The organism is Pseudarthrobacter sp. NBSH8, assembly GCF_014217545.1.
Lineage (GTDB): Bacteria > Actinomycetota > Actinomycetes > Actinomycetales > Micrococcaceae > Arthrobacter.
Genome location: NZ_CP043178.1, coordinates 3,187,497 through 3,212,682 on the forward strand (window position 1 = coordinate 3,187,497; position 25,186 = coordinate 3,212,682).

Consider the following 25,186-nt stretch of genomic DNA (forward strand, 5'->3'; position numbering starts at 1 on the left):
TGTCTCATCATGACGAGCACGTTCCGCACCCTCACAGTCCCCCTGGATGGCAACGCATCTGCCGGCGGACTGCCGCAGTTTCTGGTCCGGGACGACGTCCTCTGCTGGACCCGCCGCGAAGCCGGCCTGGTGGGCTTCGGCGAAATTGCCCGCTTCATTGCCACCGGCCCTGAGCGGTTCCTCGAGGCCGACATCTGGTGGCGCCACCAGGTCCTCGAGGCCAACATCTGCGACTCCGTGGAGCTGCCCGGCACTGGCCCCGTGGCTTTCGGCTCCTTCGCATTTTCCAAGAAGTCCACCCATGTGTCGCGGCTGATCGTGCCGGAAATCGTGGTGGGCGTCCGGGACGGCCAGTACTGGCTCACCCAGCTGACGTTCGACGACGGCGAACTCACCGAGGAGGGTGCACTCGCCGCCCTGGCGGGCTGGTTAAGTGGCGGCGGCGTTGGTGAGGCCGGCGGCGTTGGTGAGGCCGGCGGCGTCGTGCGTCCTTTACCCTCCGCCGACGGAGCCACCCTGCACACCGGCTCGCTCAGCGAGGAAGACTGGATGGCCGCCGTTGCCGCTGGCGTGGCGGAGATTCGGACCGGTGCGCTGCAGAAACTGGTGCTGGCGCGTGACATCGTGGCCACCGTGCCGTCGGGTGTCAACGCCGCCGAGGTGTTGCGACAGCTGGCCGAGCGATACCGCGAATGCTGGACTTACGGCGTGGACGGGCTGGTAGGCGCTACCCCGGAGATGCTGATCCAGGTGGAGGGCCGCACGGCCCAGGCGCGCGTGCTGGCCGGAACCCTGGACCGTCGCGATGCGCACGGCGAAGCCGGTATTCCCATGGACTATGCCGAGCGGATGCTGGCCGGGTCCGAGAAGCAGCGGCATGAGCACGAGATCGCGATCCAGTCGCTGACGTCGCAGCTTGCGCCGTTTTCCGAGGCCATGAACGCGCACGACGAACCTTTCATTTTGGAGCTCCCGAACGTGTGGCACCTGGCATCGGACGTCAAGGCGGAGCTTGCCGAGGTGGAGGGCCACGTGCCCACGTGCCTGGCGCTGATCAACGCGCTGCACCCCACCGCTGCGGTTTGCGGCACGCCCACACTGGTGGCCGGCGCCCTGATCCGGAAGCTGGAACATCTGGACCGGGGCCCGTATGCGGGTCCTGTGGGCTGGCTCGACGCCGCCGGCAATGGCGAATGGGGCATCGCGCTGCGTGGCGCAGTGATTGAGGATCCCCATACCGTTCGGTTATATGCCGGCTGCGGCATAGTGGATGGCTCTCAGCCTGAGGCCGAGTTGGCGGAGACGTGGGCAAAGTTCCGCCCGATGCTGGAATCGCTGGGCTTCGGCGCCACCTGATTAGGCAGCGTATCCGGAATCCCAGACAGGGGTCCCGTCCCGGGGCTTGATTTTGGTTGTGATTTAGTTATCCAATAGTAAAACTAAGTTTCATGTGATGCACATCTCTCCTTCGGCGATACACTATGAACCGATTTAGTACCGCATACCCCTGCAACAAAAGGTAAAAAATATGCAGCTCAAGTCCCTGGCCCAGGCCAAGATCGCCGCCAAGGCAGCAGCAATCCTGGCCGTCGGCGCCCTCACCCTCACTGCGTGCGGCGGCAGCACCACCCCGGCCGCGTCCGAGGGTGGCATCCAGCTGATTAACGCCGGGAAGCTCACCGTTTGCTCCGACGTCCCCTACGAGCCTTTCGAATTCCAGAAGGACGGCAAGATCGTTGGCTTCGACATCGACATCGCCAATGAAGTAGCCAAGGACCTCGGCGCGGAACTCAGCATCGTGGACAGCTCCTTCGAGGCCATCGAAACCGGAACCGCCCTCACCGGCTGCGACCTCTCCATCTCCTCGGTTTCCATCACTGACGTCCGCAAGTCCGTAATGGACTTCTCCAACCCGTACATGGATGACGACCTCACCCTCGTGGCCACCACCGCATCCGGGATCAAGGACATCAACAGCGCCAAGGGCAAAAAGGTCGGCGTCCAGCAGGCCACAACGGGCGCAAAGTACGCGGCGGAAAACGGCATCGACGCCCAGCAGTTCGAGGACAGCGGCCTCCTGGTCCAGGCCCTCCAGGCCGGCACCATCGACGCCGCCCTGGGCAACCAGTCAATCCTGGCCTACGCCATCAAGGATGACCCCAGGTACAAGCGCGTGGATGACTACGCCACCGGCGAGAAGCTTGGCATCTCCATCAAGAAGGGCAACACCGCCATGGCCGAGAAGGTCAACGGAACCCTGAAGCGCCTGACCGACGACGGCACCCTGAAGAAGTTCCAAACCACATGGTTCGGCGAGACCGCCAAGTAGCCGGCGTTTCGGACTGACCTTTCACAGCCCAGAGAATGACGCCGCTGGGGCCCCGGACAAGCTGCGACGCAGCCCGTCCGGGGCCCCAGCCACGCAAATGAATGTGAGCACCCCATGGCAATGACAGCACGTCAACGGGCCAGAGTGAGCCTGTATGTCCAGATCGGCATCTTCGTTGTGGCCATGGCCGCACTGGTTCTGGCCACCGATTGGAAGACCGTCGGCAACAGCGTCTTCAACTTCGGCAAGATTGGCCCGATGTTCCCGGACATCTTCCTGGTGGGCCTCAAGAACACCCTGATCTACACGTTCCTCGGCTTCGTCGTGGGCCTTTCCGGCGGCCTGCTGCTGGCCCTGATGAAGCTCTCCAGCTTTCCGCTGTACCGCTGGATCGCCACGGGCTACATCGAATTCTTCCGCGGTGTGCCGGCGCTGCTGGTGTTCATCGCCTTCGGCTACGGTGTCCCGCTCGCGTTTGGCGTCCAGTGGAACGTCACCGTGATCGTCATGATCTCGCTTGGCATGGTGGCCTCGGCTTATATTGCCGAAACCCTCCGCGCCGGCCTGCAGGCTGTGCCTAAGGGACAGCTCGAAGCCGCACGTTCGCTGGGCATGCCGCAGTGGCGGGCCATGGTGTCCATCGTCATTCCACAGGCGTTCAAAATTGTGCTCCCACCACTGACCAACGAGGTCATCCTGCTCACCAAGGACTCCTCGCTGATCTACGTCCTGGGCCTCACTGCCTCACAATACGAGCTCACCAAGTTCGGCCGCGACGGCATCTCCAGCCTGGGCGCAGGCCTGACGCCGCTCCTCGTAGCCGGCGCCTTCTACCTGGTCATCACCATCCCGCTGAGCCTCCTGGCCCGGAAGTTCGAAAGCCGCTCCGCGCGGACCAAGCGATAGGCAGGGAAGCCATGAACGACGTCGTAAATTCCTCCGCCGGCAACACCGGCACCATCAATGCGGCCGGGGTCTCCATCAAGGACCTCCGCAAGTCCTACGGGTCCAACGAGGTCCTCAAGGGCATCAGCCTGGACGTGGCGCCCGGCGAAGTGGTGTGCCTGATCGGTCCGTCCGGCTCCGGCAAGTCCACCCTCCTGCGCTGCGTCAATCTCCTCGAGCAGCCCAACGAGGGCGCCATCCACGTGGGCGGCTTCGAAGCTACCCACCCTGACGTGGACATCGATAAGATGCGCCGCAAAGTGGGCATGGTGTTCCAGCAGTTCAACCTGTTCCCGCACCTTGACGCCAAGGGGAACTGCACCATCGCGCAGACGAAGGTCCTGAAGCGTTCCCAGGAAGAAGCCGACAAAGTGGCCCAGCACAACCTTGAGCGCGTCGGTTTGGGGCATCTGTCCGACCGTTTCCCGGACCAGCTTTCCGGCGGCCAGCAGCAGCGCGTGGCCATTGCCCGGGCACTGAGCATGGACCCCGAACTGATGCTCTTTGACGAGCCAACCTCCGCGCTGGACCCCGAGACCGTAGGCGATGTCCTCTCCGTCATGAGAAACCTGGCCAAGGAGGGCATGACCATGCTGGTGGTGACCCACGAAATGGGCTTCGCCCGCGAGGTGGCGGACCGCGTGGTGTTCATGGACGGCGGCGTGGTGGTGGAGGAAGGCGTGGCCGAGCAGGTCATTTCCGCACCCACCCAGGACCGTACCAAGGAGTTCCTGCGCCGCGTCCTGGATCCGACGCACATCGACATCGAAGAGTAGGCCGCCCGCGCGTCCGCTTTTCGACGCGGCTGTTACCTGGCGACTCGCATATGCCCTGCCGCTACCGGAATACCGGCCGCGTAAGTGACTATGCGAGTCGCCAAGTGACTTCAGTACCGGGCGGCTGCTCCTCCGACGGCGGCGGCCACGGCGGTCTTGATGCGGGCATGCAAGTCACGGAGGCCAACACGGTGCGTGCGGACTTCGATGATGCTGCGGCCCTTCAGCGGTGCGGCCAGCGCCTCGGCAAGTCCCGCCGTCGTACTCACCGAGCAATGCCCGACGCCGTACGCTGCGGCGAGTGCCGCGATGTCCACGGTGTGGGGGGTGCCGAACAGCCGTTCGACGGCGTCCGTGTAGCGCCCGGATTCACGCACGGCCCCGTGCTCCAGCAGATCGAAAATGGCACCGCCGGCGTCGTTCAGCACCACGATCCGGAGCCCGGGTTCGGGTTCGCCGGAGCCCAGGAGCAGGCCGCCGGCGTCGTGCAGGAACGTGACGTCACCCAGCAGCAGCGTGGTGTCCTGGCGGCCGCCGAGGGCAATGCCGGTGGCGGTGGAGATGGTGCCGTCGATCCCGGCGAGGCCGCGGTTGGCGTAGACCGTCGCGCCGGGCCCGGCGGCGGGCAGCCCGGCCAGGTCAACGTCGCGGATGCCGTTGGAGGATCCCAGCATCAACTGGCCGCGAGCGTGCCGCCACACCAGGGCGCCCACCGACGGCCCGGTAGCAGCAGGCTCGGCGGCCAGGACGCCGTCGAGCGCATGCTGCGCTGCGGCCCCCGCCAGCAGCCAGGTATCCAGCCAGTCGGACGGGCCACGGCCGGCGAAATCGGCGAGGTCGGCCAGGTTCTCCAGCGGAAGTTCGGTGCGCCGGCCCGTCTGATACCAGGCCACAGGGACCGGCTGGTACAGCGCGGACGGCACGTCGGCACGCTCCAGAAGTGCGGCAACCGGGCGGGACAGTGTGGGCCGGCCGAACATCACCACCCGTTCGATGGGCTGGGCCGCCGTTGGTCCGAAGTGTTCCAGCAGCAGCCGGTACGGGCCCACGGCGTTGGGACCGAACCGTGCATTTGAGGACGGCTCCGCGAGCAGCGGCAGGCCGTGGGAGCGGGCAAACGCCTCGGCGACGGGCCCGGCGTCGTGCCCTGCAAGAACCACGGTGCGCCGCTCCTCCAGCCCCAAGAGGGCGGGCGGCAGGTTCATGGTGAGCGGGTCTGTGCCGATCCGGAACCGGGAGTGCCCGGCCGCCGTCGGAAGTTCCTCGTCCGGTGCGGGAACCAGCGGATCGCGGAACGCCAGGTTCAGCTGGACGGGCCCGGGCGCGAGGTCGGAAAACGCGCCGCTGGCCGCGGCCAGTGCCGTTTCCACCGCGCGCAACGGGCTGCTGCCGGCCGGGACGTCGGCGGCGAACCGCACGTGCTCGCCGAACAGGTCCAGTTGGAGGGTGGTCTGGTTGGCGCCGGTCCCCTGCAGCTCCTCTGGCCGGTCCGCGGAGAGCACCACCAGCGGGACGGCCGCGTGGTTGGCCTCCATCACAGCGGGCATAAGATTCCCGACGGCGGTGCCTGAGGTGGTGAGGACAGCCGCCGGGGAGCCGGTGGACAGGGCCAGGCCAAGGGCCGTGAAGCCGGCGGAACGTTCGTCGATGCGGACCAGGAGGTCCACGCGCCCGGCCGCTTCGGCCTCGGCGAGGGCGTAGGCCATGGGGGCGGAGCGTGATCCGGGCGAGACCACCACATACTGGACGCCGCCGTCGATCAGGGCGTCGACGGCGATCCGCGCGGCGGCGAGGGAGTTCAGGGAAGTCTCAGAAGGCACTGGTCCAGTCTGCCACCCCTGGACGCTCTCTCACTTAACGCGCTCAAATGCCAAACGCTCTCTCACTCCCTGCCGCAGCAGGGCAGGAAGTGATAGAGCGTTGGCGAAAAACCCACCAAAAGTGAGAGAGCGTCCGGGCTGGGAGGGAACTAGCCGCGGAACACCTGGACTACCGCCGGACGGGGCGCACGCACCTGGCCACGGGCCGGCGTCGTGCCTTCTGCAACGTAGTCCGGGAAGAAGGAGTGCTGGTCCGCGAACGAGCCGTCTTCACCCGGGTGCTGCACGGACACGAACACGTTCCGCTCCTCGTCGTGGACGATCGGTCCGCAGGTTTCCGCTTCCTTCGGCACCGCCAGGAACTGCTCCACCTTGCCGCGCTCGGCGCCTTCGAGGGTGACCTTGAAGAGGCCGTCGGCCTTGCCGATGCCGGCGGGGGCGCCGTCCGTGGAGATCCACAGGTTGCCAACGGAGTCGAACGCAAGGTTGTCCGGGCAGGAGATCGGCGAGACTTTGTCCACCGGGAAGCCGGAGAAGTAGGTCACGTCACCGGTGGCGGGGTCGCCGCAGACCATCAGCAGGTTCCAGGTGAACGCGGTGCCGATCTGCCCGGGAGCCTCGGTGATTTCCACGATGTGGCCGTCGCGGTTGGCGTTGCGCGGGTTGATCTCCGTGGCGCCTTCCTTGCCAACCTTGCCGCGGTCCGAGTTGTTGGTGCAGGCCACGTAGACCTTGCCCGTGAGGAGACTCGGTTCCACATCCTCGCAGCGGTCCATCTTGGTGGGGCCCACTTTGTCGGCGGCGAGGCGGGTGTAGACCAGGACCTCTTCCAGGGTCATGCCGGGCACGGCGGAGGCGCCGTCCACCACCAGGGGCAGCCATTCGCCGGTGCCGTCGAAGGAACCGTCGGCGGGCACGTTGCCGGCTCCGGTGATCTCCTCCAACGGTGAGTTGCCCGTGAACCTGGCGACGTAGAGGTTGCCCGCGGAGAGCAGCGTCATGTTGTGCGCTCGGTCGGCAGCCGAAGTACCGGGGCGGTACTTCCCGGCCGAAACGAACTTGTACAGGTAGTCGAAGCGCTCGTCGTCGCCCATGTAGGCCACCACATGCCCTGAATCGGCCACAATCACGTTGGCGCCCTCGTGCTTGAAACGGCCCAGCGAGGAGTGCTTCTTCGGGGTGGACGTGGGATCGAACGGGTCAACTTCCACGATCCAGCCGAAGCGGTTGGTTTCGTTTTCGTAACCGGCGTTGCGGGTGTCGAAGCGGGGATCGTCCAGTTCCCACTTGCGCGCAGTGGCCGACGACGACAGGCCGTAGCGCTTGTCGCTGGCGGACGTTCCCGGGGAGACGAAGTAGCCGTTGAAGTTTTCCTCGCCGGAGAGGATTGTGCCCCACGGGGTGGTGCCGCCGGAGCAGTTGCCCAGGGTGCCCTTGATCTTGCGGCCGCTCGGGTCCTCGACGGTCTTGACCAGCGCGGAACCCGCGGCGGGGCCAGTCAGTTCGTAGACGGTGTTGTTCAGGTAGCGGCGGTTCAGCGGCGCGCCCTTGACGTAGGTCCACGGCTTGGTGGTGTTCTTGCGCTCGAGTTCGACGACGCTCAGCCCGTGCGCAGCGGCCCCCACCGCGCGGACGTCGGCCGCCGGCATGGTGGCCGGGAACATGATGTTCTCGTTCGTGTATTCGTGGTTGGCGAACAGCAGGGCACGTCGGCCCTTGCTGTTCGGGATCTCCAGGATGTCCGTGTAGTCGTTGTTGTAGCCGAACTGCTTCTCCTGCGCGGCGGCCGTCTGGTTGTTCAGATCGAAGTCCGGCGTGCCGTTGAAGATCGGGTCGCCCCAGCGGATCACGGGCTGCCAGGTGAAGCCTTCCGGCACCGTGAAAGCGTCGACGGCGGCGTCCACCGGAGCGATCGGCGTGAACGTCAGCTTCGACTTCGCGAAGCCTTCCTTCGCGGCGGGGGCCAGGCCGGGTCCGCCAGCAACTGCCGGTTCCGCGGCAGTAATGGCGCTGCCGAGTACGACGGCGAGCGCACCGGCGGCGCCGAAGCCCAGGGCGGCGCGGCGGGACATGGTGGCGGCCGCGATGTCCCGGAAGTAGCTGTTGGAGCTGGTATTGCAGACATCGCCGGCGCAGGCGTTATCGCATTTCAAAGCGCACGTGACGGCGCTGCGCTTGCCCTTGGTATGGCCGAGCATGGGCAGCAGGGTGAACTTGCGGGCTGTCGTTTCAGACAAGGGGTGCCTCCAAATTTACGATCGGGTCCCGCCCACCCTCCCAGCCGGTCCCGACCCCAAGCCGTCAGCCAGGTGAAGTTCCGGTGAACCTGCGGTGACCTGCAGGGATGTGAGAGAGCGTTGCCGGAAAAGCCGCAGGATGTGAGAGAGCGTCCGTAAGAAACGTGCAGGATGTGAGAGAGCGTCAGGGAGCCAGGAGGGCGTGGACGCGCCCGAGCCGGGCCAGCCACCAGTCGCGGCGTTCGGCGGAAGCCGCAAACTGCTCCAGCAGCCCGGCGTCGGCGGTGACGTCGCGTAGGCGGATGGCGCCGTCGTCGGCCACTAACGGATCCAGCGTGATATCCGAGGCGAACAGCGACACCGTCCCCAGCCCGCACGCGTACGGCAACCCGGGCAGGGCAGCCGCCAAGGCCAGCCCGGCGCGGATCCCCACGGAGGTGTCCAGCGCAGAACTGACGACGGCGGGGAGCCCGGCCTGCGCCACGATGTCCAGCGCGCGCCGCACTCCCCCTAGCGGCGCGACCTTAACAACCAGCAGATCTGCCGCGCCGGCCCGCGCCACCTTAAGCGGATCGGATTCCTTGCGCACGCTTTCGTCGGCCGCGATCAGCACCGGCGTCCCGGCGGCGCGCAGCTGGCGGCGCACCTCGGCGAGCCCCTCGATGGTGGGCACCGGCTGCTCGGCGTATTCAAGTCCGACGGCGGCGAGCAGGGTGAGTGCCGCCACGGCGGTAGGCACGTCCCAGCCGCCGTTGGCGTCGACGCGGATGGCGGCGTCGGGCAGGGCGGCACGGACAGCGGCGACCCGGGCGGCGTCGTCATCAAGCGTCTGCCCGCGTTCGGCCACCTTGATCTTGACGGCATCCACCCGGCCGAAGCGGGCCAAGACGTCGGCCACGCGGTCCGCGGAAACGGCGGGCACGGTGGCGTTGACGGGGATCACCGAACGGACGGGCGACGGGAAGCCATCCCAGCCGGCCTCGATGCTGGCGGCGAGCCAGCGGGAGGCCTCGGCGTCGGCGTATTCGGGGAACGGGCAAAACTCGCCCCAGCCGTGCGGGCCGCGCAGCAGCAGCGTTTCGCGCTCCATGATGCCGCGGAACTTCACCCGCATGGGCAGGCTCACCACATGGGCAGTGGCGAGCAGCTCGTCCAGGGCGGGGAAGGTGGCAGGCATGGATTCACTGTACAAGCGCGGAAAGGTCCGCGTTGGACTCTGCAGCGTTGGCTGCACACGGCCTCACTCGGAGTGCAGGAATCTCTGCAAGAGATAGGTGGTCTGCCGGGCGCAGCGAATGATCTGCCGAAGGCGGTCTGCTGCCAGCCGGGGCAGGACCCGGTCAGGCTCAGCATCGACGCTCTCTTGGCGAAGGGACCGTTCAAGGTCCATGGCAAGTCCGGCCAGGCGTTCCGCGCCCACCATCTGGCCGGAAGTCTTGAGGCTCAGGACCGCATCCATCGCGCCGGTCAGGTCACCGGTGGTGAGGGTCAGCCGCACCTTTTCAGTCCGGTGGGGCAGGTTCTCGATGAAGTTCTGCACGAACACCTTCCACACGCCGTCATCGTCATCGAGCTCGATGCGGAGCCTGTCCAGCACTGCCTGATCCAGGAGGGGCAGGTCGTTGACGTCTTCCGGCGCCATAACTGTCCTTCCTGCCCCGAGAAGCGGTGTACCCATGGACGTGCCGTAAGTTCCCCCCGTTCGACCGTATGTGGCCGGGATGCCGAAAGCATCAGTAGTCAGTACTCGACTTTCATCTCAGGGGCACTGGGTGCAGACGAGCTGTTGGCGCTAACCAGGTCGGCGATTGTTACGCTTTGCGGTGTGACTTCAATGAAACAGGCGCCCTGTCTCGAAGTACACACGTGAGCGCTCCGGCACCAGTGGTCAACGCCCGGGCGTCAACCACCCCCCTGTACGCGGCCGGGTTCGTTACCGCGTTCGGCGCCCACAGCATCGCAGCAGGCATGGGTGCCCAGAGCGAGAACATCGGCCTGACACTGCTCAACCTGGGCATACTGCTCGCCCTCTATGACATTTCCGAGGTCTTCCTCAAGCCCGTCTTCGGCGCCCTGAGCGACCGGATCGGAACCAAACCCGTCATCGTCGGCGGCCTCCTGGCCTTCGCGGTGCTGTCACTGATCGGCCTCTGGGCGGTGGATCCGCTGATGCTTGGACTCGCGCGGCTGGGGCAGGGCGCTGCGGCTTCGGCCTTCTCGCCGGCATCGTCCGCGATGGTTGCGCGGCTGGCGGCGGGTAAGAAGGCCGGGACCTACTTCGGCCGGTACGGTTCCTGGAAGAGCCTGGGCTACGTCATCGGCCCCCTGCTGGGCGCCGGACTGATCCTCGCGGGCGGGTTTGCCCTGCTGTTCGGGGCCCTGTCGGTACTGGCGGCGGGCACCGCCGTGTGGGTGCTGGTGTCCGTTCCCCACCTGCCGCCGCTCCCCCGGCAGCGCTACACCGTGCTGGACCTTGCCCGCCAGGTCACGGAGCGGCGCTTCCTCGTGCCGACGCTCGTGCTGGCGGCCTCGACGGGAGCGCTCGGCGCGGCGATCGGATTCATCCCCGCGCTCGCCACCCGGCACGGCCTTGGCCCGGTTGCCGGGACAGCCGCGGTCAGTGTCCTGGCCATCACCTCGGTGCTCACCCAGCCCTGGATCGGCAGGATGCGCGACGCGCACCGCGTCAGCGACAACAAAGGTACGACGACGGGGCTCCTCCTTACCGCCGCGGGCGTCGCCCTCATCGCCCTCACCCCGGGTCCGGTCACACTGTTCATTGCCGCGGCGGCCATTGGCGCGGGAGTCGGCCTGGCCACGCCGCTCGGGTTCGCGCATCTGGCCGACACCACGCCGCCGGAGCGCATGGGCCGGACCATGGGTTCGGCGGAGCTCGGCCGTGAACTCGGCGATGCCGGCGGGCCGCTGCTGGTGGGCGGCATCGCCACCCTCACCGCCCTGCCGTTCGGTCTCGGGGCCCTGGCATTGCTGGTCGCGACGGCCAGCATCCCGCGCCTCCCGAAAGCAGCTACCCCGGGTCCGGGCGCACCTCACACGCGTTAGGTAGACTGCAGGAAATACCGCACGCGGGAGGAAACCCAGCATGAACCGCAAAGCCACAGCACTCGACGTCGCCAAGCTCGCCGGAGTGTCCCGCAGCGCGGTGTCGCTGGTCCTGAACGGGCGCGGCGACGGAAATGTGGCCAAGGAAAGCCAGCTCCGGATCCGTGAAGCGGCCGCCACGCTGAACTACACGCCCAACACCATCGCCGTGAGCCTGCGGAACCGCCGGTCGCGGATCATCGGGATCGTCTCGGACCAGGTGGTCACCAGCCCGTTCGACGGCAACATCATCGCCGGCGCGGACGCCGTGGCCAGGTCCCAGGGTTTTGTCACCGTGGTGATGGATACGGAGCTGGACGAGGCCCGCGACGAAAGTGCGGTGGCCACGCTGCTGGACCGCCAGGTGGACGGGCTGATGTACGTCACCGTGGGCCTGCGCCCCCTGCACGTCCCGTTCAACATGCTGCGCGTGCCGTCGGTGCTGGCCAACTGCTTCGATGACCGTCCCGAGGCGGGCGTTCCCGCCGTCATTCCGGATGAGGTCCGCGGCGGCCGGGAGGCTGCAACGCACCTTCTGGGGCTTGGCCACCGGGACATCGCGGTCCTCGCCGGTGACGGCCTCAGGCCCGCCGCGCCGCGCCGAATCCAGGGCCACCGGGACGCCTTTGAGGCCGCCGGGCTGCCGGTGCGGCCGGGCCGGATCCTCGAGGCTGGCTGGGACATCGATGCCGGCTTCCACGGTGCCATGAAACTCCTGGACGGCGTGGCTGCGCCGGACCGCCCCACCGCGATCGTGTGCGCGAACGACCGCCTGGCCATCGGCGTGGTGCTCGCGGCCAATCGCCTGGGCCTGGCTGTGCCTCAAGATGTCTCCGTCATGGGATACGACGACGAATTCCGCATCGCCTCCACCATGGTCCCTGCGCTCACCACCATGGCCCTCCCGCTGCGGGAGATGGGCGCCACGGCCATGACCGGGCTCCTCCAGGAGCTGTCCGAGGAGCCGGAGGATCACGACGGCGGCGGCGCATCCGCCGGACACAGCCGCCCCGGCCAGACGCTGGTTCCGTGCCGGCTCGTGGTGCGCGAGTCAACCGGGCCGGTCCCCCCTAGCCGGGCCTGAGCCGGGTCCCCCAAAAAGCAACGACAACGCGGGGTCACTAAACGCCCGTCCGAGGCCTCCGGATGGGCTTTATGTGACCCCGCGTTGTACGTTATTCGGGCTGTTCCAGCTGCCAGATGTCTGCAGCCGCGCCGTCGGGAAGCCGCAGCACCCACCGCTCGCCGGGCGCCGGATAGGCGCGCAGCGTGGTGGCAACCGAACCGCTCCGGTACACCTCCACCAGCGACGCGTCCACAAACACCCGCAGCTCCTCCCCCGCCGCCAGAGGTCCGCTGAACACCACTTGCCCGGCGTCGGCCGGGGATCCAGCGTCCGTTGATCCACCGCCCACCAGGGAAAGTTCGACGACGGCGTCCGCGGGCAGCGCCGCCGGCCCACCGCCCACAACGGGCCCGCCGCCCACAACGGCCTCGGCATACGGCGGCAGCTCAACGCTCCCGGCAACCTGCAACGCCAGTTGCGTGCCACGGTAGGCATCCACCTCCGGAGCGGGGGCCACGGCCAGGGAACCGTCCACCACGGACAGAAGTCGCGGATGCGTGAGAACGCCGGCCCAGCCCGCGGCGTCGATCTGTTCCTGGCTGCGGCCCCGGCGGCCGTCCCGCCCGGGTCCTTCATTGGCCCAGCCCCACAGCAGTGCTTTCGGCTCCGCGAGGGCAGCACGAGCGGAGGAAGAAGCCGGAACACCGGGAGCACCGCTACCGTCCTGCAGCTGCATGATCTGGGGCGCGTAGAAGTCCCGGCCCAGGTCAGACTTTCCGCCGGTCTCCGGGGAGAACACCGGCAGCCCGGTGGCGGGGTCCTCGGCCAGGGAGCCGATGAGGTGGCCCACGCCGTTGGCGTGCTCGTGGTCATCCCCGGAGAGCCAGAGGGAGAACATCATGACCCACGCGTCGCCGTCGTCCCCGGACGGTACCCGGACCAGCTGCGGGCATTCCCAGATCTCGGCCGGTGTCCAGGCAGCGGCGACCGGGTTCTCGGACGTGAGCCAGATGCCCTGGTACGTCCAGTCGGACAGGTCCTCCACCGTGTACAGCAGGAGCGCGGCGTGGCCGGAGGCCAGCCCGGCGCCCTGCATGGCGTAGCGCTTGCCGTTGAAGCGGAAGATGAACGGATCGCGGACCGCCGTGACCAGGGGGTCGGCCGGCATGGACGCAGCCACGTGGCCGTCCTGCGTCCAGGAAACGAGGTCCGCGGAACCGCGCGAGATGACCACTTGGGAGTGGCCGCCGTCGCCGCGGACGCCGGAGTACGCGGCGGTGGGGACGCCGCCGTCGTCCGTCACCACACCGGTCCAGCAGCCGTACGCGTCCGGCCCGCCGCCCTGCGGCCTCAACGCCACGGGGTGCTCTTCCCAGCGGACCAGGTCCGCGGAGCTGACGTGGCCCCAGGCGATCCTGTGGTGTCTGGCGGACTCGGGGTTGTACTGGAAGAAGACGTGGTAGCGGCCGTTGAGGTGGCTGATGCCGTTGGGATCGTTGATCCAGCCTTGCGCGGGGCGGGGGTGGAAGTGCGGGAACGCGGCGTCGGGGTGGGCGGCGGCAATGCGGGCGAAGTCGGCGGCGGCGGCGGGGTCCGGGGATGACATGGAAGTTAGCCTCTCAGTAGTTGGGGTTTATTTGCCGCTGCCGGCGGTGAGGCCGTCCTGCAGCGCGCGCTGGCCGAAGATGAAGACCACCAGGGCGGGGATCATGGACAGGACTACGCCGGCCAGCACCACGGAGATGCTGCCGGTGCCCAGGTTGCCCTGGAGGGAGACGAGGCCCAGCGGCAGGGTGAAGTTCTGTTCCGAGATGGTCATGATGAGCGGACGGAAGAACTCGTTCCAGTGGAAATTGAAGGCAAGGATGCCCACGATCGCCATCCCCGGGACAGCCAGCGGGGCGTAGACCGAGCGGAAGGTCCGCCAGGGTGAGGCGCCGTCGATCGCCGCCGCTTCCGCGAGGTCGGTGGGCAGTCCCAAGAAGTACTGCCGCATAAGGAAGGTGCCGAACGCCGTCGGGATGGCGGGCAGGATCAGTGCCAGCAGGGTGTCCGAAAGCCCCATGCCGCGGATCAGCATAAACACCGGCACGATGGTCACCTGCACGGGCACCATCATGGTGGCCAGGACGATGGAGAACAGGGCCCCGCGGCCGCGGAACTTCAGGTTGGCGAAAGCGTAGCCGGCCATCGCGGCGGTCACCATCTGGCCCACGGCGATGAGCCCGGTGACCAGCGCACTGTTCAGCACCAGGAGGACGATGTCCAGCTGCCGGAAGACCTGCCCGTAGGACGTGAAGTCCGGATTCCAGGGGAAGAACGACGGCGGCAGCTTGAACGATTCCGACGGCGACCGGAGCGAAGTGGACAGGGTCCACATCACCGGGCCCAGGGTCAGGACCGCCGCGATCATCAGCAGGACAATTCGGAGGACCAGGTTCCAGTTCGGCTTCCGCCGGGACCGGGCAGGCACGGCAGGGGTGCGGGTGGAGACACGCTCTGTAGTGGTAGTCATGGCTGGCCTTACTGGTAGAAGACGAATCGTTTGCTGAGCCGGAACTGCGCGGCGGTGATGGCCATGATGATCAGGGTCAGGATCACGCCAATGGCCGAGGCCTCACCGAACTCGAGGCGCTGGAACGCGGATTCGAAGATCACCATCACGGCGGTGCGGGTGGAGTCTCCGGGCCCGCCGCGGGTCAGGACGTACGGCTGGTCGAACACCTGGAGGGCGCTGATGATGGCCATCACGGACGCCAGCAGTGTGGTGGGGCTGAGCAGCGGCAGGGTGACGTAGACGTGTTTGCGCCAGCCGGTGGCGCCATCCAGCGCGGCAGCTTCATAGGTTTCCACTGGGATCGAGGCCAGCCCGCCGAGGAACAGCAGGAACGAGAACCCGAAGTTCTGCCACACGTAGACAAGGATCACGACGGCGGCCGAGCCGCCCGGGGTGGTCAGCCACGGCACCGCGGGAATGCCGGCGAGGGAGAGGAACCAGTTGACCACGCCGAACTGCTCGTTGAAGAGGTACCGCATGAAAATGGACACCGAGGCCGCGGAGAGGATCAGCGGGAAGAAGAAGGCCGAGCGGAAGAAGGTCCGCAGCCAGGCCGGCATCTTCTCCTGCACCATCACGGCGAGCGCCAGAGCCAGGCCAAGCTGGAGAGCCACCGCCACAATCACAAACGCAATGGTGTTCAGGAAGGACACGCGGACCGTAGGGTCCTGGACCACTTCGGCGAAGTTGTCGAAGCCCACGAATGTGGGGGCGGAGATGATGTCCCAGCGGAAGAACGCCAGGACCACCGACGCCGCGATGGGCACCAGGGTGAACAGGCCCATGCCCAGGATGGTGGGGGCCAGGAAGATCCAGGCGAGCCAGCGCTGGCTGTGCCGGCCGGACTCGGTCCGCGAAGTGGCGGGCGTTGCGGGCTTGATGGCCGTGGCGGCCTGCTTCCGCCGGTCCCGGCGAGGGATGGTGGTGCTCATGACTGCCTCCTCAGGGCCAGTTCAAGATCGCGCTGCATGGACTCGAGAGCCTGCTTGAGCTGGCGCTCATCGCCACTGACGGCCAGCGAGACGTTTTTCATCAGGGCCGTTTCGACGGCGGCCTGCTGGGGCGGCGCGGGGATGGGGCCGGTGGTGGGGTACTTGTCCAGCGTGTCGTAGAAGACCTTCCAGTGCGCCGGGCCTTTGCCCGCGTACAGGGCCTCGTTAACCATGGAGCGGCGGGCCGGGGTGGTGACCGGGTTGGGGAAGATCAGCTCCATGGCCTCGCGGCTGGCGCTGAACTTGATCCATTCCCAGGCGGCGTCCTTGTCCTTGGCGGTTTTCATGATGGCGTAGCCGGCGGTGCCGAACTGGTGCCGCTGGCTTCGCCACTTGGGGAAAAATGCAACGTCGTAGTCGTCCGCCTTCATGCCGGCCTCGTGGAGGCCCTGGACCCAGTAGCCGCCAGCCGGAGTGGCGCCGACCCGGTTGGAGGCGAAAAGCCCCACCAGGGAACTGCCGCCGCCTTCTTCGGGCCGGACGCCGAGGCCGTCCTTGACCAGGCCGCGCAGGTAGTCGAAGGTCTCGAACACGCGGGGGTCGTCGGCGTTGGGTTCGAGCCACTGGTAGCCGCCGGAGCGCAGGTTGCGGGTGGGATCGTTGGTGTAGAAGGAGTCCCAGAGCCAGTCCCCTCCGGTGGAGCGGGTTTCCTTCAGGAAGCTGGTGTCGTTGGCGTAGAGCCAGGGCACCACGCCGCCGAAGAGCCGGTTGGTCCAGTAGTACGGCGTGAAGTCGGACGGGCGGACCCTGCGCATCGCGGCGAGGTTGTTGCGGAAGTCCACGTTGGTCCAGTCGTCGGCCGGGCGCTCCAGCCCTGCCTGCGCGAAGGCGGTGGTGTTGTAGTACATGTTGGCGGCGTTCCAGTCCATGGGGAGCTGGAAGAGGCTGCCCTTGTACATAAAGGCCTCCACCAGGCTGGGGTGGACGTCGTCGAAGAACTCGGCCATGTCCGCGGCGTCGCGGCGCAGGTATTCGTCCAGCGGGTGGGCCAACTTGTCCGCGAAGAGCTGCGCGCCCTCGGTGGCAACATAGACGACGTCGGGCGGGGTGCCGGCGGCCACCATGGTGAGGATCTTGGTGAAGAAGTCTTTCCAGTCCACGGCCTGGATGGCCTGGACCTTGACCCGGATGTCCGGGTGGAGGCGGGTGAACGCGTCGATGGCGCGCTGGCGCGCGGCGGCATCGGCGGCGGTCCCCATGATGGCAATGCTGAGGCTGTTGTCGCCCCGCCCGGGAATGTCGGATCCGGAGAGCCTGGGCCACGATGCCACCGTTGCTCCCACAATTCCTGCTCCCAAAGCACCCAGGGCGGTCCGGCGTGAGAGTTCACGCAGGCGGCCAGTTGTGGCACCGGTCATGTCAATTTCCTTCCTAACACGTGTCAGGTAGCATATGACGCTGACCTAACACGTGTCAAGTGTCACATCCGGCCGGCTGGTAGTCCCTCGGGCCAGCCCTCGGCGCACGCCCAAAAGTTACGCAATTCGGCCAGCCTGGGCCTGAAACAACCGTGCGGTTCCTCCCAGTTTTCTGTGACACCCTTAACCGATGACCATTCCACGCCAGGCACCACCGCGGACCCCTGCCCGCCCCACCCCGGGCTCCGGCTTTATGTTCGCGTTCGCCTGGCTCGCCTGCATTGTGGGCCTGATCGCCACCTACTATTACTTCGTCCAGACCAGCACGGGCCAGTTCATCGATGAATCCGCGCTGGTTGAGGCCGTGGACATCCACGGACCCGCGGGCAAGGCAGCCACCGAGTTCCTGGACTGGCTGCCCACCATCTCACTGGTGGTGGCCGCCGTCGTGGTCCTGTTTGTCACGGTCATCCGACGGCGGTGGACGGCTGCCGGGATTGCCGTCGCCGCGTGCATCGGCGCGAATATCGCCACGCAGGTCCTGAAGGAAGTGCTGCCCGTGCGTCCGGACAAGGGCGTGGTGACGCTGGAACTGAATTCGCTGCCGTCCGGTCACACCACGCTGGCGGCGTCGGCTGCGGCGGCGGTGTTCCTGATGGCTTCGCCGCGCTGGCGTCCCCTGGCCGGTTTTGTGGGCGGCACGTTCGCTATCGCGTCGGGGGTTTCCACACTGATCAACCAGTGGCACCGGCCCGCCGACGTGGTGGCCGCGTTCCTCCTGGTGGGCGCGTTTATGATCCCCGCCGGCTGGCTGATCATCCGCAATGGCGCCGCATGGAACGTGTGGGACGGCTTTGGCACACATGTGGGCTCGGCGAAAATCTGGCTCACGCTGCCGGTGCTGATCGGGCTCGCGTCGGCGGGGGTGGCGGTGTATTCGCTGGCCAAGATCGCCCCGGGCCCGCTCCAGGAGGGGAGCACCACCAACTACTTCTGGGCCGGGATCGCGCTTATCGTGATCGCCGGCTACCTGGCCACCGTCGCCACCACGTCACTGTTCGCGTATGCCGCACGACGGCGGGACGCGCCCAGTCGCTGACGGCACCGCCGCGGCTGCCGCCGCACAGGCCTTCGCAGGCTGGTTGCCTAGCAGTAGACCTTCTGGCTTTTCGAGTCCAGCTTCAGGGTGTAGTTGGCTGAGGCCACGGTCTGATCCAAGGTGTACGTGGCCGTGACGCGCACTGTCAGCAGGGTGGCCGCGCCGCTGTCCACCACGATCTGCGAGGTTCCAGTGAGGGTAATGGTGCCTGGCGTCAGCGTGGACGCGATGGGAGTCGTCACGGAATAGCTGGTCCCGTAAGTCCCATCGGCTTGGACGGCGGCGTAGGTCAGTGTGGCCGGCGCCTGGGGCACGGTAACGCTGAGGGTGGATTCCTTCTGCGAGGGGGTGTTTGAGCAGGTGAGGGACGTGATGGCCGGCCCGGGCCAGCCGTTCGCGGTCACCGTCATCGTGGCTGTGGCTGACTGTTGCCACAGCGCCGCCGCGGGACCGCCACCCAGGCCAAGCAGAACTGTGAGGGCGAAGGCTCCAACGGCCAGGGCCGGCACCTGGAGGCTCCGGAGTTTGCTCACTCCGCCTGCTCCGCCCGGGTGCCCCGCTTACGCATTTTGCGCACTGCTTTGAAGACCACCGTGGCGCCGTACCCGATAAGGCCGGCTGCGGCCAGCCTGGTCCAGAGGTCACGGTCCACATTGCCCAGCGCGTTAGCGGCGAATCCCGCGTAGGGAACCGCATAGAACAGCTTGCCGGTGACCTGGGGGGCGGTGACCGGTTCGGCATCGTTGGCACCGTTGTTGTCGCCCCTGGTCACAAGGGTTCTTTCCCCCGCCTGGGTGGCGCCGAAGCCCACGATCCGGTGCGTTTCGACGTCGGGCCGGCCTGAGTACATCTGGAAGGTGATGACGTCCCCGTAGGAGAGTTCGTCGAAGGCCGCCGGCTTCATCACCAGGAACGTGCCGGGCGGGAACTTGGGCGCCATGGAGTTAGTCAGAACGGTGTACGTCTGGGACCCTGTGGCCCGGGGAACCACAACCAGCACCAGTGCGGCGAACACGGCGATCATCATGACCACCAGGTTCAGCACCCGCCAGGCCGCGGCCCAGAAAACACTGCCGGCAGGCTTGGAGCCGTCACCGCCGGCGGAGCCCGATCGGGTGGAACCGAAGCCTGAACCGCGGTCGCCGGCGAAGTACAGATCAGCAGCCACTGGGCACCCCGCAGAGCTGGCGGGCGGTGATCGGAAGAGTGATGTTCACGGCTTGGCCTTTCACGGTGGACGGGGCGGTGGAACTGAGGCTGACCTGGAAACAGAACACGGTGCTCGTGGACTTGGGGACGGACGCTGACGTCAGCCCGGCTGCGGTCAGCACCGTGTATCCGGTGGTTGTGCCGCACTGTGCGGTCGATGTGACATTTTTGGCGCTGACCGTAAGGTACTGGGCCAGGACGCCGCTGTTGACGTTGGCGAGCGTTGCCTGGCCAACGGTGAGCGCCGCGTTGAAGGTTCCGCCGGCGTTGCTGCCATTGACAATTGCAACGTTGGCGTAGACCGAGTTTCCTGGCGAGACTGTAGCGGTCTGCGTGAGGTTCAGGCTGCCTGCCTGTCCTCCGGCGATGGTCATGTTGGTCACCTGCCCCGAGGGGCTTGCGGTGAGGGCGACATCGAACGAAGCAGCGGAGACGATTCCCGGAGCAGCGGTGGTGCTGGCGTTCCACAAGGCGTAGGTGCCTTGGACTGTCAGCAGTCCGAGCACCACCGCTGCTGCGATGAGTACACCGGTTCGCAGCATCCGCGGGATCCGCATTGTTCCTCCTGGTCCTGATCCTAATCTTTCCAGCCTGGCGGTTGGCCGATTGGCCAACCGCCAATCTCAGACTAGGACAGGCCGGACTGCGTGACCTGCGTCAGCTGGAAGGCAACACTGTTGAAGTTGTACGAAACGCCCACGTCGGTGCGGCCGGCGGTCGTGGACAGGAATTCAAAGGTGATGGTGGCGGTCACTGTCTGGGCGGAGCCGGTGGGCTTCAGCGGGTTGGCTACAGGCAACCCGCCGACGGTCAGGACCGGAGCGGAAACGGTGACGTTGGCCGGCGTGAAACCGTTGGTGGCGCTGATACCGGTGGTGGCGACGTTGGCGGCCATCTTGTCACCCTCGAGGGTGACAGGCAGTGTCTGCGTGAAGGTGAGCTTGTCGCCCGGCACTACCTTGTAGTTGGCGATAGTGACCGCGTCACCGTTGCGGTCCTTCCAGGTGCCTGCAGTGGAGTTCACCAGGTTCAGGTTGCCGGAGACGATGGTGCCCGGGGTGGTTGTGGCTTCTGCGTTCCAGTTGGCCAGTGTGCCGCCGCCGCCCAGCATCAGAGCCCCGCCCAGTGCGATGGCTGCGGATCCGGTGATCAGTGTCATGTTCTTCATGGTGTGTCCCCTCAGACTTTGCTTGCGTGGTTTCCTGCTGAACACCACAATGCACGGCCTCGATCAGGACTGCCGGGGGGAATCCATCAAGGTTTACACAAGAACTTCCAAGCCAAAACCGGTCCATCAAAGTTAGTAATTCCGCCGGTGCTTCAGCCTCGGCAGCACAGCCGCGAACACACCAGCCGCCGCGAACCCCAGGAAGCCCGTGGCCGAGACACCCGCGCCCAGCGTGAAAAGCGCGGTCACCCCGGAGAGGAGGACGGGCCCGCCGGTGGAGCCTGCGTCGGCGATGAAACGCCACAGCCCCAGGAACTGGCCGCGGCCGCGGTCGGGCGAGAAATCGGCGCCGAGCGTCATGATCAGGCCGGAGCTGATGCCGTTGCCTAATCCGATCAGCAGTGAGGCCAGCAGCAGCCCGGCAAAGGATGCAGTCAAAGGAATGAGCAGCATGGCGATGCCCATGATGATGGTGGACGGGATGGCCACGAAGAGCCTGCCGCGGCGGTCCATCACCTTTCCGGCCGGGTAAAACAGCAGCATGTCGATTGCGCCGGACAGCCCGTAAATCACGGAAGCCTGCGCCGGATCCATGCCCAGATGCTCCGCCCACAGCGGGATCACCACCTGGCGGGACGCGCGCAGCGCGCTCAGCAACAGAATCCCTATGCCCAGCGTCAGGAAGACGCGGGCCTGAGATACCGCCACATTCCGCAGGGTCGGCTCCGGACCCTTGTGTCCGCCGTCGGGCGCTGGCGGGACCACCAGATCCGGGATGGTGACAGCCAGAACCGCGGCCGCGGCCATGCCCACCACCCCCACCCAGTACGCTCCGGAGATCCCCGCGAACTGCATCACGCCCGCGCCGATGAACGGTCCGATAAAAACGCCGATCCTGCTGACCCCGCCCAGCGTGGACAGCGCCCGCGCCCGGAACTGGACGGGTACAGCCTCTGTGAGGTACTTCTGCCGCGCCAGGCTGAAGACGCTTGCGGCCATTCCGACGACCACCATGGCCACCGCGAGCAACCACAGTCCGTTGGGGATCAGGGAGGACATCGCGGCGGCCGCGAGTGCGAGGGCTCCCGCCGCGGCGGCGCCCACGATGGACCAGCGTTCGCCGAACTTGAGCGTGATGAGGGACGCGGGCAGGTTGAAGAACCACGAGCCGAGCCCAATCAGTGTGACCACCAAGGCGGACACCGCCACCGATGCGCCGAGGTCGCGGGCGGAGAGGACCACCACAGGGAGAACCGCGCCTTCGCCGATGGAGAACAGCAGCGCAGGACCGAAGGCGGGTATGGCGATACTTCGGAAATTGAACGGCTGTGAGGTACCTGGCGAAGTCATCAGATTTATCTTATGCCGCCGGAAATTCGCCGGCTTTCAGGGGGTCACAAGCGGCGCCGCGAGGACTAACGTTTGCCTTGTGGGGCGCTCCCGCCTGCCCCTCACAGCCAAGGAGGCCTCATGGGTGAAGTGTGGATCCGCACCATCAACAACGGTTTGGTCCGGGCCGACAAGGTCACGGAAATCGCGTCCACCCGGGGGTCCCTTCACGAGGACCAGGGTTTTGCGCTGAAGGTCATTGTGGACGGCAAGGCCCACGTGGTCATTGACGACGGCACTCTTCCGGGCACGCTTCCCGAACGGCTGGAACACGCGCAGCACCTGGAGGACGCGCTGCTGTTCGCCCTCGACGAAGCCCGCGACGCCGAGGCCTCCACGGTGGTCTTCTTCGCTCCGGAGAGCGACCGCTGGGCCCTCGCTGCGGCGGCGGAACTGGCCGGCGGGCTTCCCGCCGTCGGATAACCCCGGACGGCGGCCCTCCACCAAAGAGTGTGTGGGTCAGGCTGCGACGTGGCTGAACTCGGTGGCCTTCGCGGTGACGCGCCGGGGTGCCAGGATGCTGAGCGTGCAGTGGGTCTGCTGCGGGTCAATCCTGGCCGGCAGGTGATGGGCCTCGGAGCATGCCTGAAGCAGCCGCAGGGCTTCGGGATCGACGCGGGCGTTCCGCACGTCCAATTCCAGGTCCAGGTTGTGCTTCAAGGAGTTGGCGCGTTTCACCACAACGTAGAGGGCCTGGATGCTGTGGATGGTGACGTGGCCCTTGGCGAGAACCTGGGCCTTCGCGTGGTCGAGATCTACACGGACAAGAATGCTGAGCTTTTCGGACAAGATAATCATGCCTTCCTTGCGTGGCTGCGACACTGCAGCCGGGGAGGCCGCGACGCTGCGGCCAAATGGCCGCGCCTCTGCAGCCTCACTCAGCGTAGGCAAGGAATGTGATCTGCGCAACACCAGGGTTCATTGTGTCGGAGCCGCCCGCGTCTGGCCAGCCAGCCCCGGGCCAGGCTCCAGGTCTCCTGCAAAGTCGTTGAGGCGATGGTGATGCCGGCGAGGCGTAGGGCTCGGTTGGGGTAGTTGCGTAAGTCTCGGGTTGCCTGGCAGCATCGGTGAAGCCGGTGACGCCCTCGCCGATCCAGAGACCGTGGCGTGGGCATATGACTCGTTCGTGGGTGGTGTAGATCTGCACGTATCGGCCGGCGCCGTGGGCGGGGACAAATGCTCCGCGACTGTTGACATTGGTTTGTCCTAAGTCATCAGCACCACGCGAATCTTGGTCCCGCAGTCGCCTGCCCGCTCGCTCCCGCCTTCAGCTCTCTGTTTCCATGTACTGGTCACGGTTTCGCGGCTGATTTTTGGTCGTGCCTGTCTGTGTGCAGCCGTGTCTGATACCGCAGCGGGCGGCATGGGCGACGAAGTCGCCGGGCCGGCATACTCAAGAGCCTGCTATCGACGGCGTACACCGATGTTTCTCATCCTGATCTTTGGCGTCTTGCGGCTGCCAGTCTCCTAACCATTCCTGTAATGGCCGCTCCACCGATCACGGACATAAATGCCCCGGTCGTGATCGCCCAGACAGGGGTATTCGCTCCGGTGACGGCACGAACTTCCGGAGCGCCTTCATATGTACCGCCAACAGGAGTCATGGAGGTGACTCCACCTGGTGAGGCGGCAGAAGTCGCGCTCACGTGCGGGGTCACCATCGCTGTTGACGACGGCGTTTCCGAGGGTGTCGTTTCAGCTTCTTTCGTGACTTCGTCCGCCATAGCCTCAGGTGAAATCACTTTAGGTTTTGCCGCCGCCGCTTCCTGGGCCGCATTGCCAGCAGCAGACACAAGCCGGGCGAAAGTGGCTGCAACCTCCTCAGATGGAGCATCAGTCCGCACAGGCACCTGTTGTGCAGGTGAGGGTGCGGGAGCCGTGGCATCTTCGGTAGTAGCTGGCGCTGATACTGGGGTGTCTTCAGAAATGGAAGGTGCTGCGTCCGGAGCCGTAACGGGAGCCTCAGGAGCAGGAACTTCAGGAGCCGTTACAGCGGAGGCGGGACCCGGGGCGTCTTCAGTAATAGAGAAAGTAGAAGCTGCCGATCCCTGGAGCCCACAACGTGTACCTACCCCAGCCCATGCATCCCCCGGCTTGAGATTCGAGCAGGAGGGAGGAACAGGAGGCGTGCCGGGGACGAATAGCAACCTATTAGGGGTTGCACCTTTGTTGGCACTAATTACACCTGTTGTAGCGTTATTGATCATTGACTGGTGAACCTGTGCGGGCGACAGTGCGGGGTCTCGGGAGAGCATAATAGCAGCCGCACCAGAAACGTGAGGGGTAGCCATTGACGTGCCGCTCAAGGTGTTGTAGTCGGTAGAAGAATTGTTCCAAGCCGACCTGACAGATACTCCCGGCGCTTGAATGTCCACACATGGACCGTAGTTGGACCATGATGCCTGAGCGTCATTGATGTCTGTCGCTGCAACAGTAATGGCAGACGGAATTCGGGCAGGAGAGGAATTGCAGGCATCCGCACCGTCGTTACCTGCGGCGGCCACAACCGTGATGCCGTCATTTACCGCGCTCTGAACAGCCTGGTCAAAGGAGGAACTGGTGAAACCACCAATGCTGAGGTTCATAACTGCTGGCTGGCCGGCAATGTGGTGTGCAACCGCCCAGTCGACCCCTGCTATGGCTGTCGAGTTCCAGCCGCTTCCATCGCATTCGACCACTCGGACGGGAACGATAGCGGCCTTTTTGGCAACACCGTAGGTTGTTCCGGCGACTGTTCCGGCGACGTGCGTCCCGTGTCCGTTACAGTCGTTGGCCCCATTGCCATCGCTGATACCCGTCCAGCTGGCAGCAACCCTGCCGGTAAATTCTGAGTGCGACATGTAGAGCCCGGTGTCAACAACGTAGACATTTACCCCGGCGCCTTCATTACCGATAGCGAATTGGCCGTCTCTTCCTGTTCGTTGATCTATTCGATCAAGCCCCCAGATGGAGGTGGAGCCGGTGATTGAGACAGGGGTGTCCAGTTCAACCGATGCTACGTGTACTGATTTCTTCAGTGTCTCTATCTCATCGGAGGTCGCTACAACCACTGAAGCTTTCATCGTATGAGAGAGCGTCTCTTTGACTTCGATCCCTCTCTCTTGGAGAGAATTGGACTCCGCTTCTGCATTCACATCGC

23 protein-coding genes are annotated in these 25,186 nt (G+C 66.0%); 8 read left to right on the top strand and 15 right to left on the bottom strand.

The window, feature by feature from the left end:
* Window positions 1-9: 9 nt before the first annotated feature.
* From FYJ92_RS14680 to FYJ92_RS14695, 4 genes are all read left to right on the top strand, one after another.
* Window positions 10-1,356: an isochorismate synthase MenF gene (locus tag FYJ92_RS14680; protein ID WP_185261350.1), complete on the top strand. Its 1,347-nt coding sequence runs from the start codon at window positions 10-12 to the stop codon at window positions 1,354-1,356.
* A gap of 172 nt (window positions 1,357-1,528) precedes the next feature.
* The gene (locus FYJ92_RS14685; RefSeq protein ID WP_185261351.1) at window positions 1,529-2,329 is read left to right on the top strand and encodes an ABC transporter substrate-binding protein; all 801 of its coding nucleotides are present in this window, start codon (window positions 1,529-1,531) and stop codon (window positions 2,327-2,329) included.
* Between the two features lie 114 nt (window positions 2,330-2,443).
* On the top strand, window positions 2,444-3,235 hold the full coding sequence (locus FYJ92_RS14690; RefSeq protein ID WP_185261352.1) for an amino acid ABC transporter permease: 792 nt from the start codon (window positions 2,444-2,446) through the stop codon (window positions 3,233-3,235).
* 11 nt (window positions 3,236-3,246) lie between these two features.
* Window positions 3,247-4,050 carry an amino acid ABC transporter ATP-binding protein gene (locus tag FYJ92_RS14695; RefSeq protein WP_185261353.1) on the top strand — a complete coding sequence of 268 codons (804 nt, stop codon included), beginning with the start codon at window positions 3,247-3,249 and terminating at the stop codon, window positions 4,048-4,050.
* A 110-nt stretch (window positions 4,051-4,160) separates the two neighbouring features.
* On the opposite strand, the gene menD is transcribed toward FYJ92_RS14695, so the two are convergent.
* The 4 genes from menD to FYJ92_RS14715 all read right to left on the bottom strand — a co-directional run bounded on the left by menD (window position 4,161) and on the right by FYJ92_RS14715 (window position 9,749).
* The gene (menD, locus tag FYJ92_RS14700; protein WP_185261354.1) at window positions 4,161-5,870 is read right to left on the bottom strand and encodes a 2-succinyl-5-enolpyruvyl-6-hydroxy-3-cyclohexene-1-carboxylic-acid synthase; all 1,710 of its coding nucleotides are present in this window, start codon (window positions 5,868-5,870) and stop codon (window positions 4,161-4,163) included.
* A 149-nt stretch (window positions 5,871-6,019) separates the two neighbouring features.
* Complete coding sequence (locus FYJ92_RS14705) at window positions 6,020-8,107, bottom strand: PhoX family phosphatase (protein WP_185261355.1); 2,088 nt, start codon at window positions 8,105-8,107, stop codon at window positions 6,020-6,022.
* A 184-nt stretch (window positions 8,108-8,291) separates the two neighbouring features.
* Window positions 8,292-9,284, bottom strand: a complete 993-nt coding sequence (locus FYJ92_RS14710; protein WP_185261356.1) for an o-succinylbenzoate synthase — start codon at window positions 9,282-9,284, stop codon at window positions 8,292-8,294.
* A gap of 63 nt (window positions 9,285-9,347) precedes the next feature.
* The gene (locus tag FYJ92_RS14715) at window positions 9,348-9,749 is read right to left on the bottom strand and encodes an Hpt domain-containing protein (RefSeq protein ID WP_185261357.1); all 402 of its coding nucleotides are present in this window, start codon (window positions 9,747-9,749) and stop codon (window positions 9,348-9,350) included.
* Between the two features lie 224 nt (window positions 9,750-9,973).
* Between FYJ92_RS14715 and FYJ92_RS14720 the strand changes: the two genes are divergently transcribed.
* Together FYJ92_RS14720 and FYJ92_RS14725 are read left to right on the top strand one after the other, a co-directional pair.
* Complete coding sequence (locus tag FYJ92_RS14720; RefSeq protein ID WP_185261358.1) at window positions 9,974-11,170, top strand: MFS transporter; 1,197 nt, start codon at window positions 9,974-9,976, stop codon at window positions 11,168-11,170.
* A 40-nt stretch (window positions 11,171-11,210) separates the two neighbouring features.
* Window positions 11,211-12,293, top strand: a complete 1,083-nt coding sequence (locus FYJ92_RS14725) for a LacI family DNA-binding transcriptional regulator (RefSeq protein WP_185261359.1) — start codon at window positions 11,211-11,213, stop codon at window positions 12,291-12,293.
* Window positions 12,294-12,384: 91 nt separating this feature from the next.
* On the opposite strand, the gene FYJ92_RS14730 is transcribed toward FYJ92_RS14725, so the two are convergent.
* The 4 genes from FYJ92_RS14730 to FYJ92_RS14745 are packed head-to-tail and all read right to left on the bottom strand — an operon-like array spanning window position 12,385 to window position 17,182.
* Window positions 12,385-13,881 carry a glycoside hydrolase family 32 protein gene (locus FYJ92_RS14730; RefSeq protein WP_185261360.1) on the bottom strand — a complete coding sequence of 499 codons (1,497 nt, stop codon included), beginning with the start codon at window positions 13,879-13,881 and terminating at the stop codon, window positions 12,385-12,387.
* A gap of 27 nt (window positions 13,882-13,908) precedes the next feature.
* Window positions 13,909-14,790, bottom strand: a complete 882-nt coding sequence (locus tag FYJ92_RS14735; RefSeq protein WP_185261361.1) for a carbohydrate ABC transporter permease — start codon at window positions 14,788-14,790, stop codon at window positions 13,909-13,911.
* An 8-nt stretch (window positions 14,791-14,798) separates the two neighbouring features.
* Window positions 14,799-15,764: a carbohydrate ABC transporter permease gene (locus tag FYJ92_RS14740; RefSeq protein ID WP_185261362.1), complete on the bottom strand. Its 966-nt coding sequence runs from the start codon at window positions 15,762-15,764 to the stop codon at window positions 14,799-14,801.
* Window positions 15,761-17,182: an extracellular solute-binding protein gene (locus FYJ92_RS14745; protein WP_185261363.1), complete on the bottom strand. Its 1,422-nt coding sequence runs from the start codon at window positions 17,180-17,182 to the stop codon at window positions 15,761-15,763. Before FYJ92_RS14745 ends, FYJ92_RS14740 begins: the two co-directional genes overlap by 4 nt.
* A gap of 190 nt (window positions 17,183-17,372) precedes the next feature.
* Here FYJ92_RS14745 and FYJ92_RS14750 point away from each other — a divergent pair, with 190 nt between their 5' ends.
* Complete coding sequence (locus tag FYJ92_RS14750) at window positions 17,373-18,281, top strand: phosphatase PAP2 family protein (RefSeq protein WP_185261364.1); 909 nt, start codon at window positions 17,373-17,375, stop codon at window positions 18,279-18,281.
* A gap of 47 nt (window positions 18,282-18,328) precedes the next feature.
* Here FYJ92_RS14750 and FYJ92_RS14755 read toward each other — a convergent pair whose 3' ends face one another.
* The 5 genes from FYJ92_RS14755 to FYJ92_RS14775 form a co-directional block, all read right to left on the bottom strand.
* Window positions 18,329-18,814 (bottom strand): hypothetical protein, encoded by a 486-nt coding sequence (locus FYJ92_RS14755; protein ID WP_185261365.1) that lies wholly within the window; start codon window positions 18,812-18,814, stop codon window positions 18,329-18,331.
* Window positions 18,811-19,449, bottom strand: coding sequence for a signal peptidase I (locus tag FYJ92_RS14760; protein WP_370525999.1), 639 nt, complete (start codon window positions 19,447-19,449; stop codon window positions 18,811-18,813). Before FYJ92_RS14760 ends, FYJ92_RS14755 begins: the two co-directional genes overlap by 4 nt.
* Window positions 19,439-20,047, bottom strand: coding sequence for a SipW-dependent-type signal peptide-containing protein (locus FYJ92_RS14765; protein ID WP_185261366.1), 609 nt, complete (start codon window positions 20,045-20,047; stop codon window positions 19,439-19,441). Before FYJ92_RS14765 ends, FYJ92_RS14760 begins: the two co-directional genes overlap by 11 nt.
* A gap of 71 nt (window positions 20,048-20,118) precedes the next feature.
* Window positions 20,119-20,658, bottom strand: coding sequence for an alternate-type signal peptide domain-containing protein (locus tag FYJ92_RS14770; protein WP_185261367.1), 540 nt, complete (start codon window positions 20,656-20,658; stop codon window positions 20,119-20,121).
* A 132-nt stretch (window positions 20,659-20,790) separates the two neighbouring features.
* Entirely contained in the window at window positions 20,791-22,008 is a 1,218-nt protein-coding gene (locus FYJ92_RS14775) for an MFS transporter (RefSeq protein ID WP_185261368.1), read from the bottom strand.
* Window positions 22,009-22,128: 120 nt separating this feature from the next.
* Here FYJ92_RS14775 and FYJ92_RS14780 point away from each other — a divergent pair, with 120 nt between their 5' ends.
* Window positions 22,129-22,470, top strand: a complete 342-nt coding sequence (locus FYJ92_RS14780) for a hypothetical protein (protein WP_185261369.1) — start codon at window positions 22,129-22,131, stop codon at window positions 22,468-22,470.
* A gap of 36 nt (window positions 22,471-22,506) precedes the next feature.
* Here the strand turns inward: FYJ92_RS14780 and FYJ92_RS14785 are convergent, their stop codons facing one another.
* Together FYJ92_RS14785 and FYJ92_RS14790 are read right to left on the bottom strand one after the other, a co-directional pair.
* Window positions 22,507-22,845 (bottom strand): hypothetical protein, encoded by a 339-nt coding sequence (locus FYJ92_RS14785; protein WP_309233267.1) that lies wholly within the window; start codon window positions 22,843-22,845, stop codon window positions 22,507-22,509.
* A gap of 632 nt (window positions 22,846-23,477) precedes the next feature.
* Window positions 23,478-25,181 (bottom strand): S8 family peptidase, encoded by a 1,704-nt coding sequence (locus tag FYJ92_RS14790; protein WP_185261370.1) that lies wholly within the window; start codon window positions 25,179-25,181, stop codon window positions 23,478-23,480.
* Window positions 25,182-25,186 lie beyond the last annotated feature (5 nt).